Raw genomic sequence first — 19,086 nt, 5'->3', positions numbered from 1 at the left:
GCACGTTTGCCAGAGGCAGCATTGAAGATGACCGGCCAGCAGGCTCGGCCGACGATCCCGGCACGCCCCGGGCCGGTTTCACAAATCTGTGCCCCGCAGACGGGCATAGTGCCCGTTGAGTCGTGTGAGCGCGTCCATCCAGCCACGGGGTTTCCCCGAACGCCAGGAGGTCACTGTGCCAAGTTGGGATGAGGGAATGAAGCTGACGCGTCGCCAGGTGATTGCCGGCGGCGCCACGACCGTGGCGATGTCCGCCGCACCGGGGGCGTCATCGCTCGCCGCAGAACTGGCGGCATCCCCGCCGCCCAGGCCGCCGGTCATCAGCACGGTGGCCTTGACCGTCAACGGCGCGCGCCGGGAGCTTGAGCTCGACACGCGGACCACGCTGCTCGATGCCCTGCGCGAACATCTGAAGCTGACCGGGACCAAAAAGGGCTGCGATCACGGTCAATGCGGTGCCTGTACCGTCCTGGTCAACGGGGAGCGCATCAATGCTTGCCTCAGCTTGGCGGTGCAGCACCACGGCGATGCCATCACCACCATCGAAGGCCTCGGCACCCCCGATGACCTGCATCCGATGCAGGCCGCCTTCATCAAGCATGACGGCTACCAGTGCGGGTATTGCACGCCGGGTCAGATCTGTTCGGCGGTGGCGGTACTGGACGAGATCAAGCGGGGTGTCCCCAGCCATGTGCAGGCGGACGTCAGCGCACGGCCCCAGGCCACCAGCATGGAAATGCGCGAACGCATGAGCGGCAACCTCTGCCGGTGCGGTGCCTATTCCAACATTGCCGAGGCGATGCAAGAGGTCGCCGGGGTGAGTTCTGCAGGGAGGCGCTCATGAGGGCCTTCAGTTACGAGCGCGCGAAATCCCCGGCCGAGGCCGCCAGGGCCGTCGCCGGTACCGAAGGCGCGAAGTTTCTCGCCGGGGGGACCAACCTGCTCGACCTGATGAAGCTGGAGGTCGAGACGCCAGCGCACCTGGTCGATGTGCAGGACATCGGCCTGGACAGGATCGAACCCACCGACGAGGGCGGCCTGCGCATCGGCACGCTGGTCACCAATACCGCGCTGGCCTCGCATGAGCGAGTGCGCCGCGACTACGCGGTGCTGACCCGCGCGATCGTGGCAGGCGCGTCCGGGCAGCTGCGCAACAAAGCCACCACCGGAGGCAACCTGCTGCAGCGCACGCGCTGCCCGTATTTCTACGATCCCCATCTGCCCTGCAACAAGCGCCTGCCCGGATCAGGCTGCGGCGCGCTCGAAGGGTTCTCCCGGCAGATGGGCGTGATCGGCACCTCGGACAGCTGCATCGCGACCTATCCGGGCGACATGGCGGTGGCCCTGCGGGTGCTGGACGCTTCTATCCAGACCGTCCGAGGTGACGGCAGTACGCGCAGCATCCCGATCGCCGAGTTCCATCGTTCCCCCGGCGACAGGCCGCAGCAGGACAACGTGCTGCAGCGCGGTGAGCTGATCACCCACGTCACGCTGCCGGAACCCTTGGGCGGTCGGCACGTGTACCACAAGGTACGTGACCGCGCGTCCTATGCGTTCGCGCTGGTGTCGGTCGCCGCAGTCGTGCAGCCAGACGGCTCGGCGCGGTTCGCCTTCGGTGGAGTTGCGCCGAAGCCGTGGCGCATCGAGGCAGCCGAACCCCTGCTGCGTGACGGCGTAAAGGCCGCGGCCCGGCAGGTGTTCGCCGGTGCCCGTCCGACGCCGGAGAATGCGTTCAAGATCGCTCTCGCCGAGCGCACCCTCGCAGCCGTGCTGGTGGAAGGAGAGCGCTGATGCCCCTTGAATTCAACGCCCCCGCCGGCGACAACCTGTTCGACAAGGCCAAGGTCGTCGGCAAGTCGACGCCGCGCATCGACGGTCCACGCAAGACCACCGGCACCGCCCCCTATGCCTACGAGCGCCATGACGTGGCGCCGAACCAGGCCTACGGCTACATCGTCGGCGCGGGCATCGGCAAGGGGCGCATCATTTCGATGGATGCGTCCCGCGCACGAGCCGCCCCAGGCGTACTGGCGGTCATCACCGCACCGGAGACCCCGCCGGTCGGCAAATCGAACTGGAACAATGCACCGTTGTTCGGCGGAGCCGAGGTGGCCCACTACCATCAGGCCATCGCCTGCGTCGTGGCAGAGACCTTCGAGCAGGCCCGCGCCGCCGCGGCGCTGATCCGCACCCGCTACGAGCGCGGCAAAGGCCGCTTCGATTTTCCCGCACTGGCGCCGTCCGCGCCGCTGGCAAAGGGGCGCGACGGCAAGCCCGACCGGCAGGCGTTGGGCGATTTCGACGCCGCCTACGCGAGTGCCGCGGTCAAGCTCGACGAGACCTACCGCACCTCCGACGAAAGCCATTCGATGATGGAGCCGCACGCCACCATCGCCGCCTGGGAGGGTGACACGCTCACGCTGTGGACGGCGAACCAGATGATCGACTGGGCCAGGCAGGGCATGGCGGCGATTCTTGGCATTGATCCTGCCAAGGTACGCGTGGACTCGCCCTATATCGGCGGCGGCTTCGGCGGCAAGCTGTTCATCCGTGCCGACGCGGTGCTGGCCGCGTTGGCGGCCAAGCAGGTCGGGCGACCGGTGAAGATCGCGCTGCAACGCCCGTTGATGCCCAACAACACCACGCACCGGCACGCCACCCTCCAGCGCGTGCGGATCGGCTGCGGAAAGGATGGCCGGATCTCCGCCATCGCCCATGAGAACTGGTCGGGCAACATCAACGGCGAGGACGGCGAGAACGGCACCCTGCAGACGCCCAAGCTCTATGCGGGCGCCAATCGCCTGGTGGCCAACTACATCGCCACGCTCGACATGCCCGAAGGCAATGCGATGCGCGCACCGGGCGAAGCCCCGGGCCACATGGCGCTGGAAGTGGCGATGGACGAAATGGCCGAGAAGCTGGGTCTTGACCCGATCGCGTTCCGCATCCTCAACGAGCCCGAGGTCGTGCCCGGCGATCCGTCCAAGAAGTTCTCCGACCGCAACCTGGTGCGCTGCCTGCGCGAGGGCGCGGAGCGTTTCAACTGGAACAAGCGCAACGCCAGGCCGGCGCAGGTCAGGGAAGGGCACTGGCTGGTCGGCATGGGCGTGTCCGCGGGCTATCGCGGCGCACCGACGATGAAGTCGGCGGCGCGGGTGCGGCTCGACGGCCAGGGCGGGGTGATTGTCGAGACCGACATGACCGACATCGGCACCGGCTCCTACACGATCATTGCGCAGACGGCAGCCGAGACCATGGGCGTGCCGCTGGACCGGGTCCAGGTGACCCTCGGTGACTCCCGTCATCCTGCCTCCGCCGGTTCCGGCGGCCAGTGGGGCGCGGCAAGCTCCACCGCGGGCGTGTACGCGGCGTGCGTCAGCCTGCGCCGCAAGGTGGGCGAGAAACTCGGCTTCGACGGTGACACCGCAAACTTCGCCAATGGCCGCATCCAGGCGAATGGGCGGAGCATCGAGCTGGCGGAGGCGGGCGCACTGTCGGCGGAGGACGGCATTGCCTTCGGCGACTTCAAACAGGGCTACGACGTCGGCACCTATGCAGGGCATTTCTGCGAGGTCGCCGTGCATGCCTACACTGGGGAGACGCGCATTCGCCGCATGCTTGCCGTATGCGATGGCGGCCGGATCCTCAATCCGCTGTCCGCACGCAGCCAGGTCATCGGCGGGATGGTGATGGGTGCGGGCGCGACCCTGATGGAGGAGCTGGTGGTCGACAAACGGCTTGGTTTGTTCATCAACCACGACCTGGCCGGCTACGAGGTTCCCGTGCACGCCGACATCCCGTACCAGGAGGTGGTCTTCCTCGACACGCTGGATCCGGTGATCTCGCCGATGAAGGCCAAGGGTGTGGGTGAGCTGGGCATCTGCGGGGTGGGCTCCGCGATCGCCAATGCGATCTACAACGCAACCGGCGTGCGCGTGCGCAACTATCCCATCACCCTGGACAAGCTGTTGCCCGGCTTGCCCGACGTAGGCTGACGTTGCGCATGGAGAGATCCGTAGCCTCACCCGCGCCGGAAGCTTCAGCGGCAGGCAGAGGGGAGCCCGGCGATCTTGCCGAAGACCTGTCCGCAGCGCCGGGCTTCCTCGCCGAAGGCAGCCCGCGCGGCGTGCTTGAGACGGCTTTGACGCGCGTGCGCTCGGGGGAGCACGCCGTGCTGGCGCTGGTGCTGGATACCGATGGCTCTACCTACGCCGGTGCCGGCGACATGGTGCTGTTCTGCAACGGCAGCCAGGTTGGCTGGCTCAGCGGCGGATGCCTGGAGCCCGAGCTCGCGCGACGCGCAGAGCAGGTAAGCGCGGCGGGGCAGGTCGATTGGATCGAGATCGACACGCGCAGTGACGAGGACCTGCTGAGTGGGTCCGCGCTTGGGTGCCGTGGTCGGCTGCGGATTGCGCTTCTGCCATTGCGTGCCATGGCCGGCATCGACGTTGTCATCGAGGCATGGCTGCGCGAGGGTGTGCCACTACAGCGCGAGCTTCGCGCATCGGGGCAGATCGTTTTCCGCGCAGGCCGTCGCGAGCGGGCGTGGCAACTGCATCCGATGGACGGTATGCAGCCCTTTGGTGAGGGTGCGTGGCGTTTGCCGTTGCCCCGGCTTCCGCGAGCCCTGGTGTTGGGGGGCGGTCCCGAAACGCCCTTCCTGGTTCCGTTGCTGCGGGGCCTGGGGTGGCGGGTCAGCGTGGCCGAACGTCGAGCGCGCTGGGCCTCAGCCGGGCACTGTGCGGATGCGCATCTTCAGACCAGCCCGGCCGAGGCCCTTCATGTCGACCCGTGCGACGCGGCACTGGTGATGCATCACGATTTCGAACTGGACCGGGAGGCGCTGGTGGCCCTGGCTGATACCAACGTCGCGTTCATTGGACTGCTGGGGCCGCGGCGAAGGCGCGAGGACCTGTTCAAGCTGCTGACACCGGATCAGCGCCACCGCCTCTCCCCGAGACTTCGGTCACCGGTCGGCCTGAGCATCGGCGGCCGGGGGCCAGAGGCGATTTCGCTCAGCATTGCCGCGCAGCTGCAGCAATGGCGAAGCGCGCACCGCAGGTGACTGACGCGCATGCCGTCGTCGTGCTTGCCGCCGGCGGGAGCACCCGACTTGGCCAGCCCAAGCAGCTTCTAACCCGGCAGGGCGAGGCGCTGGTACATCGCGTGGCGCGGTTGGCGCTGGAGCTCGCGCCAGCGCAGGTCCTGGTCGTGGTGGGCGCGAACGCACAGGCCGTGACATCCAGCATTGCCGGGCTGGATGCCACTCCGGTCGCCAACCACCACTGGGAGCGCGGCCTGGCGAGCAGTCTGCAGGTTGCCGGCGCACACCTGCTGCCCACGGCGAATGCGGTGATGGTTGTGGCATGTGACCAGCCCGCAATCGAGCACTCCCATCTGCAGGCGCTGCTTTCGGGTGCCCGCGTCTCGGCGTCAGGGTGCGCGGGTACCCATCATGGCAACGCGCTTGGCGTTCCCGCGGTAGTGCCGCGCGTATGGTTCACTTCTGCGGGCGCAACCGGTGACCGCGGCTTCGGAGCGCGCCTGCGGCAACTTCCTGCCGATACGGTGCATGTCCTGCAGGCACCGGAACTGGGCCTGGATATCGACACGCCAGAAGATCTCGCGCGTGCGCGGTGTTTGGGCTGGATTGATGCCGGGGTTGAGTCGCACGATCACGGTGCCAACGCGCGTCGCGCAGGTGACTAGCGGTAGAGCCGGAGCCCGAACCCTCGCTGCCCGCAGCCCTGCAGAGTCGAACCATGCTCGACTAAGGCACGCCACATCGCGCCCGATCAGGCACATCACTAGCGAGAATCTGCAGCACCCGATCCAACAGAACGGGCTCCGGCACACCAGCCAGTACCTCCTCCAGGTAATCCAGCGGCGTCAACTGCCATTGGAGGAGCACCCGCAACCGCACAACGGCGGGCGCCCACCGCGTCGCGTCCAGTAAGACCTGCAACAGAAGATGGTGCGAGCGCCTCTCCAGCCACAGCACGGGTATGCCTCGGCAATGAATTTGGAACTCGGCATCTCGGTGCCGCTCGACGAACTGGAAACCGTGACCTGGTCGAGCCTCCACGAATTGCGTCGTTTGGCGGCGCAGCCGTGAAAGGTGATCGTCGGAGATGTTCTGGAGCGCGTGCTGCAAGGGCATTGGGGGGGCGGCCACTTGATCTGTGCCGCAACCACTGCCGCCAGGCAGAGTGCCGTGGCAGCCGAGCGCCACACTGCCACTCAGGGCTCCGGCCGTACCCGATCGCTGGCGTGTGACGTGAGCCCCAGCCCGGCCATGATCTGGCCCTCCATGATCCGCGGGGCGACGTCCTGCTCCGGCTCGTCGTTCTCGCGCGCACGTTGCGCGGCTAGCAGGATCTCAAGCACCACGCGAAGGCCCGCCAGCGAGTAGTCGCCATCGGCCTGGGCGATGCGTCGGCCCGGCATCTGGTGGCGCTCTGGCCAGGGCTGGCCATCGGAGGCGGCGCCCGAGCCGATGCTGTGCAGCAGGGCAATGAGGGTGTTCTGGTCCAGTGCAGGGCCGTTCGTGGGATCTTCCTGGATCGGTTGCGGGGCAGGGGAGTAGCGGGTGGTCATGGCAGGGCTCCATGCGGGCAGGCAGAAGCCGCCACCGATAAAGGTGGCGGACGGTGCGAGGTTCGAAACCCGGTGTGCAATCAGACCGGCGGGCGCAAGGCCCCCAGGCACCGCCCGCCATAGCCGGCCGACGGATTGCCAGCCGGCACCGCACGGAGTGGTGCCGACTGGCAAGCGCTTTTTACGATTGCGACAGGCCGAGGCCGGGCTGGCTTCCGTCAACATCCCTCACTCCGCGCGGGCGCCGAACTTCAGGCAAGCCGGCTGCCAGTCGGATGCGCTGTAAAGCTGATGAGTCCTGGGAGATGGAACTGGATTGCGATATGGGAATGCATGCAGCCCCGTCGTTGCTGGGGCCAGCGCCCGGTCTGGCACAGGGGGATTGAGTAAGGGGGGTAGTCGAATGTGACGCGTCACGTTAATTGACTCTAATTCCGCATCGCCGCATGACCCGGTCGTGCGCGCAATGCATGTCCGCCCGCGGTGTCTTCATCGGCAAGCAAAGAATGGAGGCAGCATTTCTGCCTCCCTGGCTGGCAGCACCGGCTGCGTAGCGCCGTGCTTCATCGGTTGGCGATCAAGCGCCCGAGTCCCGTTACCTATCACACTTCACGGCTCTTCCACTTTGCTTAATCTGCTGTTAGCCTTCACAAATATGAGTGCAACATTCAGGTGAGGTTCGCCAAGTGCGAATCACCCCCAATAGGAACCCGGAGAGAGCATGAAGCTCGGCACGACAGGTAAGTCCCGTTCCAGAGTTCTACTTTTCCTACCCGCACTCAGTTTCTGCGGAGGCCTGGTAAGCAGCCCTCCGGCGACCGCCATGAAGACCATGGATAAGGTCGAAACGCGAATGAGGCACTGGGATCCGTTCTCAGGCTCCTTCTTCTGGTTTGAGCCAGGGCTCGGGCCCGGAGATTCTCTAGGCGACTTTGGCGGCGGTGGCGGCGGCTCAGAGCCCACACAAACCGCCAAGGAGCAGGAGACCGACGACCGTAGCGGAGACTGCGGAGAAGCGAAGGGCAATCCGGTCATTCTTTACACCGGCAACAAGGTGGAGCATGAGCTCGATTTCGCCAGTGGCGGCGAAATGGGCCTGTATCTGCAGCGCAGCTACAACCATCACTGGAGCGCCACCGGGCTGTTCGGCAATCACTGGCTGAGCAGTTTCGACTACTCGATCGTGCTCTCTGCCGACCAGTTCACCGCCTGGAATCAACGACCGGATGGTCGCCGCATCAAGTTCCTGCTGGACCCAGCCACCGGGCGATGGAACGAAGACAAGGCACAGCCGATTGCCTACATCATCAAGAACACGGACGGCAGCTACTCGCTGCACAACGATGAGAACGGTACCGAACGTTACAACGCAGATGGCTACATCATCCAGCTGCGCAACGAGCAGGGTGTCGCCTGGGATTTTGCATACAACAGCAAGTACCTGCAGACGGTCACTCATGCGTCCGGTCGCCAGGTGAAGTTCACCTGGACGGGCGGGCAGGTAACGCAAGTGACCGACCCGGCGGGCAACGTCTATCAGTACAGCTATTCGCCGAATGTCTTCGGCACAGGGCGGGGGCGGCTGGCATCAACCACGTTGCCAGGCGCGCCAACGACCACCATCACCTATCACTACGAAGACAATCGTTATCCGGGCGGCCTCACCGGCAAATCGTTCAACGGTGTGCGCTACTCCACCTTTGCCTACGACGCAGAAAGGCGCGCGATCCTTTCCGAGCATGCCGGCGGTGCTGAACGCCACCTCTTCAGCTACGTTGTCGAAAGCACGGAGCCCGTTCTGCCTCCGCCGTCGCCCACCCGGCCGGGCGGTCCGTACTCGGAAGAAGAGCGGGGCTGGTGCGAAGGCGGCGTGTGCTACCAGCCACGATCACTGCCAGGCGGCAGCGTTCCGCTGGCGATGTCCGCCGGTCTCTCCGGGGCGGGCAATGTCGCACTCTCTGCAACGCTCTACAGCAAGCAGCGCCCAGTCAAGATCAAGACCATCGAGACCAATCCCCTGGGGCGCACAACCACCTATGCCTATGAGGATGGGCGGCAGACGTCGGTGACCGGGGCCGCATCCCCGCGTTGCGCCGCCAGCTACAAGGAGCGCAGCTACGACGCGAACGGATACCCCGATCTGGTGCATGACTTCGCCGACAACCTCACCGACTTCGACTACAGCCCGCAGGGCTATCTGCTGAAGCAGACCGAGGCAACGGGCACTCCCGCCCAGCGCACCACGACGTTCGAATGGGACACCACGCGTAATCGTCGAACCAAAGTGACAGTGGCAGGCGATCGGGAAACGTCGTACACCTATGATCCGCGCGGCAATGTCGCATCGATAACCGTACGCAACCTCAGCTCGAAGGGCGTTGCCAATCAAAGCAGAACCACAAACTACAGTTACACCTACCACGCCAATGGCCTGAAAGCATCGATGAAGGTCGATGGCCCCTTGGCCCAGGACGATGTCACCTCCACCTTCAGCGCCCAGGGCGACCTGCTCAGCATCACCAATGCACTGGGGCATAGCACCGGATTCAGCGGCTACAACGGCCTGGGCAGGCCGACGCGGGTGACACAGGCCAATGGCGAGGCCAGGGAGTACAGCTACGATGCGCGCGGCCGGGTGACGAGCCAACGCGACAGCGTCGGCAGCGGCTGGGCAACCACCACATACGGATTCGACGGCGCAGGCAACGTTGCCAGCCTGACCCGGCCGGACGGGGTCATCGAGCGCTATCAGTACGACGCTGCGCGCCGCTTGCAGTCTGAAGTAAAGCCACTTGGTGATGGCACCTACGCCTGGACCCGCTACAGCTACGATGCCGCCTCGAACGTCACCCACAAGGAAATCGCCCATACCGACTATCCGCTGGGAAGCACCATCACGGGCGCGATCGATGAGCTGACCCACGACGGAAGCTGGAACTGGTTCCTGCGGGGCTGGGCATGCAGCACCGGCTCAAATAGCTCCATCGACGTGCATGGCTATGCCGATGGCGGCACATTCCTGGGGGGAGCCCAGGCAGGCCTCGCCAGTGAGGCCGGTGTCGCCGCAGCCTGCCAAGCCAACGGAAGCGCCTATCGATTCCAGTTGCCGATTTCGCTGGCCCAGCGCCAGCAGCTCGGCGGAAAGACCGTCACCGTCTACGGGCTTTCACCGCAGGGTGCCGCGTTCAACAAGCCACTCGGCAACTCGGGCGCCTTCGCCATTCCCACCGCAACGGTCATCGGCGATGTCGGCGGCGTCAGCAATGATGCCGGCTGGAACTACCATGTCGAGGGCTGGGCCTGCTCGGTGGGGGTGAACAGCTCCATCGATGTACATGCCTATGTTGGAGGCCCTGCGGGGGCAGGCACCTTCGTGGTCTCCGGCAGGGCAGATCTGGCCAGTGACGCCAGCATTGCCAACGCCTGCCAGGCCCAGGGATCGGCGTATCGATTCCGGTTGCCTTTGAGTACGGCAGTGCGCGAGGCCCACGCCGGGAAGCCAATTTTCATCCACGCAATTTCTCCCGCAGGCCAACAGCATCTGCTGATCAATCGATCGGGCAGCTTCGCGGTTCCGGCGATCGTTCGCAGTGCCAAGTTCATCACCTTCAATGCCAATCCGGAGTTCATCCAGGGCGGTGGTGGCAGCACGCTGACGGCACAGGTGCGCAATACCGGCAATGTCATCTGGGACGGCAACACCTACCTGGCCTGGGGCCTGGAACGGCTGGACCAGAGGCGCGGACTGCCCGGCAATATTCCGCCCGGAGGCGTGGCAACGTTCACCATTGAAGTAGAGCCACCGAACCCCGGGGGTACCGGCAGCTGGGTGTACACCTATGTGGCACAGATGGCGACGGGCGGGACAGGGTGGGGGCCGCGGCCGACAGTCAGTATCGGCGTCGAGAACGTCATGGGTGGGTGTTCCGGCCCGTCTGGCCTTGACTGCGAGGTGCCGCGCTGATGTCACTGATCACATTGACTCTCATGGCGATGAATACCGTCATGGTTGCGACCAATTACGAGTATGACGAGCTCGGCAGGGTGATTGCCGAGACCTCCGCCAGCGGCTTGAACGTGCGTTACAGCTACGACGCGGAAGGGCGCGTCACGCAGATCACCGATTCGCAGAACCGGGTGACGAAGATGAGCTATGACCCGCTGGGGCGCATGGTTCAGTCCATCGATGCTGCGAATGGGGCCACCCATTTCTCCTACGATCTCGGCGATCGACTGACGCGGGTCAGTGACCCGCGAGGCTTGACCACTACCTACGAGTACGACGGGTTTGGCCAACTGTGGAAGCAGAACAGCCCAGATACGGGTGTCACTGATCATCAGTACGATGCGAGTGGCTTGCGTATCGCCACCGTCCGGAATGATGGAAGCGTAGTTGGCTACGGATACGATGGCCTGGGCCGCGCGACGAGCGTTACTGCAGAAGGGCAGCAGCAGACATTCAGCTACGACAGCTGCATTGGTGGGAAGGGAAGACTGTGCGCCTCCAGTGCACCAGGGGCGAGCAACAGCTTCGCGTACAACGCCGAAGGGCAAATGACCAGCCGCAAGGATCGCAACACGCTGGGCGGCGCCACGACGGAACAGACCACGTCGTACGCGTTCGATGCCTTGGGGCGGCTTTCGACTCTGACCTATCCCGATGGTGCGGTCGCCCGCTATTCCTATACTTCACTGGGGCAGGCAAAGTCGCTCCAGCTCACCATTGGGGCGACAGCCCACACCGTCATCGCTGATACCACCTACACGGCAATTGGTACCCGAAAGAGCCTTGCACATGGCAATGGGCTTACCCGAACCTACGCACTGGATTCCAGCGGGCGCCTGGAGGCTATGGCAGTAAGGCGACCGGACACCAGCCCGGTGAGTCGCACCAACTACAGCTACAACGCGGACAACGAGATCACCCGCATCGGTGACGATGTCGATGCCAATCGCACCCAGATATTCGGCTACGACGCGCTTAGCCGGCTAACCCAGCTTCAGCGCGCTGGCGCAAGCCACACGCTGGGTTACGATGCGGGCGGAAACTACAATAGCTACCAGACGGGCAATCAGCTCACCACCTACAACATCGATCCGCAGAGCAATCGAATTCAGGGGTACACCGCCCCGGGCGTAAGCCGCAGCTACCAGTTCGATGGCCTCGGAAACCGCATCAGCGAGACTGACGGCGCCAGCACGTCGACATGGACCTATGGGCCATTCAATCGCATGGAGCAGAGCAACATTGGAGGGCTGTCGACCCAGTACCTGCTCAATGCATTTGGACAGCGGGTAGGCAAGCGCAACAGCCAGAGTGCCAGCCTGTATTTCTACCAGGGGCAGAACCAGCTGCTCGCCGAGCAGACCCAGGCTGCGTGGACGAACTACCTGTGGTTTGACGGGGAGCTGGTGGGCATTGCGCGCAGCGGGCAGATAAGCCATGTGCATACCGACCATCTGGGGCGACCAGAGCACGCGACCAACAACAGCCAGCAGATGGTATGGAAGGCGTACAACTACGCGTACGGCAGAAGCGTACTGCAGGACAATATCGGAGGGTTGAACATCGGCTTCCCGGGGCAGTACTACGATGCCGAGAGTGGGCTGTGGTACAACGGATTCCGGGACTACGACGCGACCATTGGGCGCTATGTGCAGAGTGATCCGATTGGGCTCCAAGGGGGAGTCGGCACCTACTCGTATGCGGAAGGAAATCCCATAACCCTCAGGGACGAACTTGGACTTCAGGCCTACTCGCCCGGGATGACCCCCCCCTCTAACGTACCAGGAGGCCCCTGGACATCCGCCCCAGGCCAGCCGCCGGGCTCGTTCTACGGCGCAGGGAAGGGGTCTGAAAAGACATTCTGTAGATACGTCCCTGACGGCAAGAACGGCGGCCCACCTTCTGCTCCGAGAGGCTACTGGAAGACAAAGACCCCCGCTGGCACTTGGAGTCGATTTGACCTGAAGGGAGCTCCGATATCTGCTGCGCAGGCGCATCCCCCTACGCCCGCGATCTCATCATTGCCAGCCATAGCAAGCGGAACACGTCTACTGTCATTAATATTCTTGATGACCTATTCGCCCTCGCTTAATGAATCGGAGAGTAGAACATTACAAATTAGAATGGACGAGGAAGAGGAAGTCCCGAAATATTAAGGTGATGAGCATGAATGAAACCATCTCCAAAGATGAATCAATGAGACTCTGTCTGCGCTTCTTTGAGGATGCGCTGCGTACCGTCGCGAAGCAAGCTGACAGCATTCGTGATGAGTATGAAAATTTTCCTGGCATGGCCTGGGAACTCCGGCAGGAGATTCTTTCAGGTCGCCCACTTATCGATTGGCCTGGGATTTCTGATCATCAACGACGCTTGATAGGCAATGTAGTTGACGCCGCAGATGCTCTCGGAGACAAGGGTGCTCGCGGCGAGACATGGACGGAACTTCTTCATCCATCATGGGATGCGGTACGCGGTGCGTCACTTCTCTATCTATCCAGCATTGACAGGCTCCCGCAGGAGCTATCGGACGACTGACCGCTCGAGATACGCCGACATGCGCCGGCGCACAGCACTACAGCCCGAAAGCGCCGCAACTCTGGTGACCTTAACTCATTGCGTCCCGAGTCGGCAGATCCTCACCCAGGCTCGCCATGAGCATGTGTATACCGATCATCTGGGGTGGCCAGAGCACGCGACCAACAACAGCCAGCAGATGGTATGGAAGGCATACAGCTACGCGTGCGGTAGAAGCGTACTGCAGGACAACATCGGAGGGTTGAACATCGGCTTCCCGGGGCAGTACTACGATGCCGAGAGTGGGCTGTGGTACAACGGATTCCGGGACTACGACGCGACCATTGGGCGCTATGTGCAGAGTGATCCGATTGGGCTGGCGGGCGGAGCTAATGGCTATGCCTACGTCGGAGGCAACCCAATTAGTTTCACGGACAGCAGCGGATTGGCGCGTGACCAGCGCGGCTGCTGGGTAACCCCAACAGAACAGATTTACGTTGACGCCGGAAACTATGGGGTCTACTTCCAGACTGCTTGCGCAGGAGGTGACTCATACGCTTGCCGGGCGAGAGAAGTGGCCTTGAACCAAGGCTTCTTGTCTGGAGTGACCAATACCCGCTTGGCGAGTTCGATCATGGGAATGACGAAGCAGAAGTCATGCCCTGATGCTGAAGCTGATATGCAGAAGAAGATGGAGGCAATTCGTGTGGGACTGGCCAAGGCGCATGCGAGCACCCTGAACAGCGCAGGCGCCAGCTCCAACGCCCCGGTAATGCTCAGCCGTCAGGCGATTGCAAATTTCCATTACTCAGTCTTTGCAGAGAATGGCGCTGGGAAGGTTTTTGGTGGGTCCACATGGGACAAGTACATGGGGTGGTCTGGCGGCATCTTCTATGACTGGTGCCCGTCTCCCAGCTGCCATCCATAACGCGCGATGACGATAAAGACATGAAACAATTACAGCATTCTCGCCCTATGATTCTGGGCGTATTGGCAGGCGCATTGGCCCCTGCCATTATGGCGGCCATTATTCTCTCACTATCATCCGAGCAGGGCTCCATTCCCATATTTCCAGCTGCGCTAATTGCGTTTCTCATTTCAATTACTGCATCGACTTTTATCGGCCTACCGCTTGCTCTTTGGTTGCAATCACAGGGGCGACTAACTCCCTTCCTGCTTTGCATCATTGGGGTGGCAATTGGGGCCATCACGATGGCTGCTTTCAACTTCCATGCGAACTACTGGCCACAGATGCACGACCAATCATTGGCCAGGTGGATCGCATGGAACTCAGCCATGAAGGGCGCGCTATGGGGGGCGATTTTTGGCGCGATCTCATCTTTGGCGTTCTGTTTTGGTGCCGGCGTGAAGCCTAAGGTTCGCCAAGCCTCGCCCTGAACGAAGCACTAGCACAAAAGAAGGTCCGCAGCTGAATGCGACTCACCCCAGCCTACAAAACCTGGCTAATGGTCATTTGTGCCCAGCCGACTGCTCCAGGGCGCCCCAGAGGATTCGGCCGCCCATGACCACCCGCAAATTCGCAAATTTGTTGATCGCATCGGCGCCGCTTCTTTGCGCAGGCTGCGTGGCGCCGAATGAAATTATCACGTCGCACTACGCAACCCGTTCTAACGCGGAGGAAGATGGCGCGTTTGCCAGGGGATGGCTACCTGAGGAGATGCCAGCTTCTGCCGCCAATATCATTGAAGTCCACAGTATAGATTCAAACGAAATGTGGATCAGGTTCTCGTACGCTGGCGAAGACTCAAAATTTTTTGTCAGAAGTTGCGTTCGATCAAGAAGTATGAGTTTCCCAGACTCCAGGCGAACGAAACAAAGTGCGCCATGGTGGCCGCAAGATCTATCAGGCGATGCGCCGCACGAGTTCTACGCATGCAACGCCATGCGACACGCAGGAAATGAAATTTCTGCAGGCGTTGTTGTATTGCCCATACAACGAGAGATCTACTACTGGGTTCGTAACAGATGACCCTCACTCCCTAGTACTACCCACCCTTGCCCTGCCGCTGATCAACGAGCCGGAAGACCCGCCGCGGCTGGATTTCAACAAAATGCATCGCCCGGCGAGGCGGCGGCACCGAGCTAATCACCCCTCCGCACGCCTCCGCAGGCCGACGTATCTGCTACGAAAGCGCCGCCCGCGCATGTAATCGCCACCTCCAAGGACGGCGTGATGGGAACCGCTAACATGCGCTCATCGAGGCTCTGGCTGCGATTGTTAGAGAGGAAATATGCAACCAAGATCGGCTTTCACGTTTTCTTGTCCGAGCTGTGGAGCGCGAGGGCAGAGCTTCCGGGCATTTAGCTCGCTTGAACGGGTTACAAGCACGAAGTGCTCAAGCTGCGGAACCGAACTTGTATCGAAATTTGGAGAGGTAAAGTATGGGCTGTTCTTCCTGTACACGCAGATTGCCGCGGCACCTATTGGAATTTTCCTACTCGCAGGGCTGTTGACTGCGCGCTGGTTTTGGGCGGCTGGAGCCTTGGCTGCAGGAATCTTGTTCGTCTGGCTTCCAGCCATGGCGCTTCATTCAAAAAATGTAACAGTGAAGGTCATTGAAACCAGGCCCAGAAGATATGGGCGCAAGCACCAAAACGACTGACTGGACATCAACTTGGGGAAGTAGCAGGCAACACGGCGGCGATGAGGTCGATCGGCACCTAATGAGGTTTAGCATATCTGGAGCTCGAGGCTGTCGCGGAACAGGAGGGGGCGTTTGTCACCCCCGGATCCGGGCTTTCAAAAGCACCCAACGACTGCCTGTAGCAAACGAAGGGGGAGTGCAGCAAATGAAGATGGGAGTGCCAATTCTCATGGGCGCATTGATGGTCACGGGCTGCACGGCCTTCGGCGGCGATATGATCATTCGGGTGTCTGGATCAGTGCCGCGATCGGGGCTGGAAGATAAGCCGGGGGAGCCGTGCCAACTTGGCATGGTTTCCGCCGAGACCGGTGAGCAGTCGCCAACACGGGACATCCCTGCTAACTTCTCCACAACAATGATGGTTGTTGCCGGGCAGAAGCCGAAATCCTACTACTTTGTGGCCGAATGTGACGATGGCCGCAAGTTTCGCTCGGATGAAGTCTCCATCAGCAGCCGTAGCTCGTACAGCAGGAAATTTGATTTGGGAGCGCTTGTCGAGAGTGATCCTTAGTCCAACGATGATACAGGAGCTACAGGGAATACATTTGGACTGCGAGCCAGCAAGCGCAGCGACCATTGAACGCTACGTGGAGAGTGATTCGGCTAATGAGTGCAACCATCGCGATCATTGCACTGGCAGCAGCCTCTACTGCCATAGGAATGTTTGTACCTCGCCCGTGGGTGCGGCAGATTGCAGTTGCTGTCTTGGCAGCAGTGGCAATCTTTACAGTAGTGTTCTTGATGAATGACATACGAGCACACGGTTCTGAAGCCAAGAGGCTGGGTCGTTCAGCGGAGTACATCGCCGGGATGGTTGAGCGCGATCAGAGAACGATACCGAGGCGAGCTATCATCTTCTTCAGCGTAGCTGGGCTGGCATTGGTTGCGTTGGTCAGTGCGCGAAGAAAGCCGTAATCAACGATAATTAGAAGCGAATAACGCGAGGATCGTTCTGCCAATGCTTGGAAGAGGATTCGGTAAACAAGGGCGTGCAACGCCACTGGTATTGAAGGGGTGATTTTCCGCACTTGCTCGAACGACGCGTACAATAGAGCTAAGGAAGTGCTGCGACCAGGAGGGGGCGGGAAAATGAAAGCCATCGTTTACATGTTGATGGCAGTCGGCGCGATTGCGATCGCATCAGGATGCACATCTTCTACGGAGAGCAATGAGAAATTTCCGGAATTTCCAGTGGCAGAGTCCATCAAGGTATACAGGCTTGACTCAATGCCAGCGAAGTGTATTTGCGCGACTGCCGATTCGGGAAAATCGAGAGAATTGATCTCAATGCTCTCACGGCAATATCCCGCGGGCTGGAGAAGTGCCAAGAAGGTCAGTCTCGCTCCTTTATATCGCATTGTGGCAGGAGATACGGAAATTTTGGTTCTGCGACATGGGCTTGCGATCTCGATGGCGGGCACGAGCTACCGTAAACCGAGCGTGGTCGTTCGTGAACTCAAAACGGGCGAAGCGGACAGTATTCCTAGAATTGCCTGTAGCCAGCTGATCCCTGATTAGCACAGAGTAAGGGATGAGAAGCGGGGCATCCAAGATCCCGCAGCGAGTCTGACAGAGCCTGTTAATGGCGGTCGTCCTTATAGCCAATCTGTGACTCGGACGACTGCTTCTGATCGAGCCCTCCAGCGCACAGGCCGCGAAGAAGGAAGAGCAGGGTGGGGGTGGTGCTTTGCAGGCTGCAGGCTTCCTGGCCCTCTTGAGCGTGGGTGCTGCGGCGGCTCGGCCCCACAACCGCGAGGAGTACGTGCGCAGCCTGAGCTTTGCTGCATGGTCTTGGGCACCTCTGAGCGGTGCACCTGGGCGCGGCATTCACTACTCAGTCGCCAGGAGAGGAATTTGGAAGACGCTTGGGCCGCCTGGGGCCGCAATTAACTACAGAGCGAACTTTAATAAATGCCAATGCCAGAGCAACTGACCCCAGCCAATGTGCTCAGAGTCGTCATGGCTCTGGCTTGTGGAGCCATCCTTGTCTGTCTCGTGCGCGCCATTGCTGAGATGGAATGCCCCGTTCTACGGTTTTCACCAACAGTTCCAGGCTCGCTTTTCCTGTCGCTGGCAATGCTACTCATATACGTGAAATTCAAGATCCTCACTCGAGGAGTGCTGCAGACCTCTCTCCGGCTGGTGAGGATTTCATTTCTATCGGTGGCGGCTATTGAACTCATGGCGATTGGCATAGTGGTCGGCTTTCATGGGGAATGTGAAAGCGTGATTCGGACAATTCCAATCCCGGCGGCACTCATGATCTTCTACACCGGCTCGATCTTTGCGCTTGTCTTCGGGGATGGCTATCTGGGCGTTCTGAGACGAGTCATTCGGCTTGGAGCCAAGCCTGTTGATTTCATGAACGACAGGGCTCTTGGTCATAAGCGGTAGGTCGCCGATAAGCCGTGCTTTGGCTTGCCGGGCTAGGGAGGCTGATGTGCCGACCTGGGATCGAATGCGAGCTGCGGCCGTCAGTCCTGGCCATGGGGCACTCTGGATCTGGAGAATTGACCCGCCCCCGAAAGACCTGGCCAGCGTAAAGTAGAGGCATTGCGCCATTACCCATTCTTGGCTTGACCGTTCTCATTTTTCTCCTGGGACCTTTCATTCCCAGGGGTGAGCGCGGCGGAATGAACGGCAAAGGCGAGTCAGCGACAACGCGCAGCGAGACAGCAGACGAGTCTTCATGGAAGAACGCCCACTCCACCGCCCCGCCAGAACATTCACAAGCAACACGCAAGACAACGCAAGATGGAGATAAAGCCATGAAACAGATACAACATTCGCGGCCGCTGCTTTGGGGCGTCTTGGCAAGCGCATTGGCGCCAATCACTCTGGGCGCCTCAATTCTCTGGGCCTCGCCCGAGCGTCTTCTGATTCCGATATTTCCCGCTACAGTAGCTGTATTTCTTTTCTCCATTGCTGCATCGACTCTCATCGGCCTGCCGATTGCTCTTTGGCTGCGGTCAAAGGGGCGACTAGCGCCGATCCCGCTTTGTATCATCGGGCTGACAATTGGGGCGATCACGATGGCCGCCTTCAACTTCCATGCCAACTACTGGCCACAGATGCACGACCAATCATTGGCCAGGTGGATCGCATGGAACTCAGCCATGAAGGGCGCGCTGTCGGGGGCAATTTTTGGCGCGATCTCGTCGTTGGCGTTCTGTCTTGGTGCTGCCGTGAGGCCCAAGGTTCGTCAGGCCTCGCTCTGAACGAAGCACCCGGACACAACAGGGCCCGGAGCCAAATTCAATTCACCCCTATCTACAACGCCGGGCGAACACGTCTTTGCACTGA

At 61.5% G+C, this 19,086-nt stretch carries 16 protein-coding genes; 15 read left to right on the top strand and 1 reads right to left on the bottom strand.

Translation table 11 applies throughout. From position 1 onward, the window contains the following. Positions 1 to 196: 196 nt before the first annotated feature. The 5 genes from paoA to QZ853_RS15745 are packed head-to-tail and all read left to right on the top strand — an operon-like array spanning position 197 to position 5,709. Positions 197 to 844 (top strand): aldehyde dehydrogenase iron-sulfur subunit PaoA, encoded by a 648-nt coding sequence (gene paoA / locus QZ853_RS15765; RefSeq protein ID WP_295575143.1) that lies wholly within the window; start codon positions 197 to 199, stop codon positions 842 to 844. Further along, entirely contained in the window at positions 841 to 1,791 is a 951-nt protein-coding gene (locus tag QZ853_RS15760) for a xanthine dehydrogenase family protein subunit M (protein WP_295575141.1), read from the top strand. The genes paoA and QZ853_RS15760 overlap by 4 nt, the downstream gene beginning before the upstream one ends. Continuing rightward, the gene (gene paoC / locus QZ853_RS15755) at positions 1,791 to 3,995 is read left to right on the top strand and encodes an aldehyde oxidoreductase molybdenum-binding subunit PaoC (protein ID WP_295575139.1); all 2,205 of its coding nucleotides are present in this window, start codon (positions 1,791 to 1,793) and stop codon (positions 3,993 to 3,995) included. Before QZ853_RS15760 ends, paoC begins: the two co-directional genes overlap by 1 nt. Before the next feature lie 8 nt (positions 3,996 to 4,003). After that, positions 4,004 to 5,065, top strand: coding sequence for an XdhC/CoxI family protein (locus QZ853_RS15750; RefSeq protein ID WP_295575136.1), 1,062 nt, complete (start codon positions 4,004 to 4,006; stop codon positions 5,063 to 5,065). Then, entirely contained in the window at positions 5,041 to 5,709 is a 669-nt protein-coding gene (locus QZ853_RS15745) for a nucleotidyltransferase family protein (protein ID WP_295575135.1), read from the top strand. Before QZ853_RS15750 ends, QZ853_RS15745 begins: the two co-directional genes overlap by 25 nt. A 531-nt stretch (positions 5,710 to 6,240) precedes the next feature. Here QZ853_RS15745 and QZ853_RS15740 read toward each other — a convergent pair. Next, a complete protein-coding gene (locus QZ853_RS15740) occupies positions 6,241 to 6,597 on the bottom strand; it encodes a hypothetical protein (protein WP_295575133.1) in 357 nt (118 codons plus the stop codon). Positions 6,598 to 7,420: 823 nt separating this feature from the next. Between QZ853_RS15740 and QZ853_RS15735 the strand changes: the two genes are divergently transcribed. From QZ853_RS15735 to QZ853_RS15690, 10 genes are all read left to right on the top strand, one after another. Continuing rightward, positions 7,421 to 10,561 carry a DUF6531 domain-containing protein gene (locus QZ853_RS15735; protein ID WP_295575131.1) on the top strand — a complete coding sequence of 1,047 codons (3,141 nt, stop codon included), beginning with the start codon at positions 7,421 to 7,423 and terminating at the stop codon, positions 10,559 to 10,561. Further along, positions 10,561 to 12,759, top strand: a complete 2,199-nt coding sequence (locus QZ853_RS15730) for an RHS repeat-associated core domain-containing protein (protein WP_295575128.1) — start codon at positions 10,561 to 10,563, stop codon at positions 12,757 to 12,759. The genes QZ853_RS15735 and QZ853_RS15730 overlap by 1 nt, the downstream gene beginning before the upstream one ends. Positions 12,760 to 12,769: 10 nt before the next feature. Then, positions 12,770 to 13,138 (top strand): hypothetical protein, encoded by a 369-nt coding sequence (locus tag QZ853_RS15725; protein WP_295575125.1) that lies wholly within the window; start codon positions 12,770 to 12,772, stop codon positions 13,136 to 13,138. Positions 13,139 to 13,157: 19 nt separating this feature from the next. Next, positions 13,158 to 14,045: an RHS repeat-associated core domain-containing protein gene (locus QZ853_RS15720; protein WP_295575122.1), complete on the top strand. Its 888-nt coding sequence runs from the start codon at positions 13,158 to 13,160 to the stop codon at positions 14,043 to 14,045. Between the two features lie 20 nt (positions 14,046 to 14,065). Then, positions 14,066 to 14,515, top strand: a complete 450-nt coding sequence (locus tag QZ853_RS15715; protein WP_295575119.1) for a hypothetical protein — start codon at positions 14,066 to 14,068, stop codon at positions 14,513 to 14,515. 124 nt (positions 14,516 to 14,639) lie between these two features. After that, positions 14,640 to 15,107, top strand: a complete 468-nt coding sequence (locus QZ853_RS15710; protein WP_295575116.1) for a hypothetical protein — start codon at positions 14,640 to 14,642, stop codon at positions 15,105 to 15,107. Between the two features lie 812 nt (positions 15,108 to 15,919). Next, entirely contained in the window at positions 15,920 to 16,294 is a 375-nt protein-coding gene (locus tag QZ853_RS15705; RefSeq protein WP_295575112.1) for a hypothetical protein, read from the top strand. Between the two features lie 578 nt (positions 16,295 to 16,872). Continuing rightward, positions 16,873 to 17,301: a hypothetical protein gene (locus tag QZ853_RS15700; protein ID WP_295575110.1), complete on the top strand. Its 429-nt coding sequence runs from the start codon at positions 16,873 to 16,875 to the stop codon at positions 17,299 to 17,301. 399 nt (positions 17,302 to 17,700) lie between these two features. Next, entirely contained in the window at positions 17,701 to 18,177 is a 477-nt protein-coding gene (locus QZ853_RS15695) for a hypothetical protein (RefSeq protein WP_295575108.1), read from the top strand. A gap of 374 nt (positions 18,178 to 18,551) precedes the next feature. Further along, a complete protein-coding gene (locus QZ853_RS15690; protein WP_295575106.1) occupies positions 18,552 to 19,001 on the top strand; it encodes a hypothetical protein in 450 nt (149 codons plus the stop codon). Positions 19,002 to 19,086 lie beyond the last annotated feature (85 nt).

The organism is uncultured Stenotrophomonas sp., assembly GCF_913778665.1.
In the GTDB taxonomy this organism is placed as follows: Bacteria; Pseudomonadota; Gammaproteobacteria; order Xanthomonadales; family Xanthomonadaceae; genus Stenotrophomonas.
Note: the sequence above shows the minus strand (reverse complement) of the source record. Positions and strands in the feature narration are given on the sequence as shown.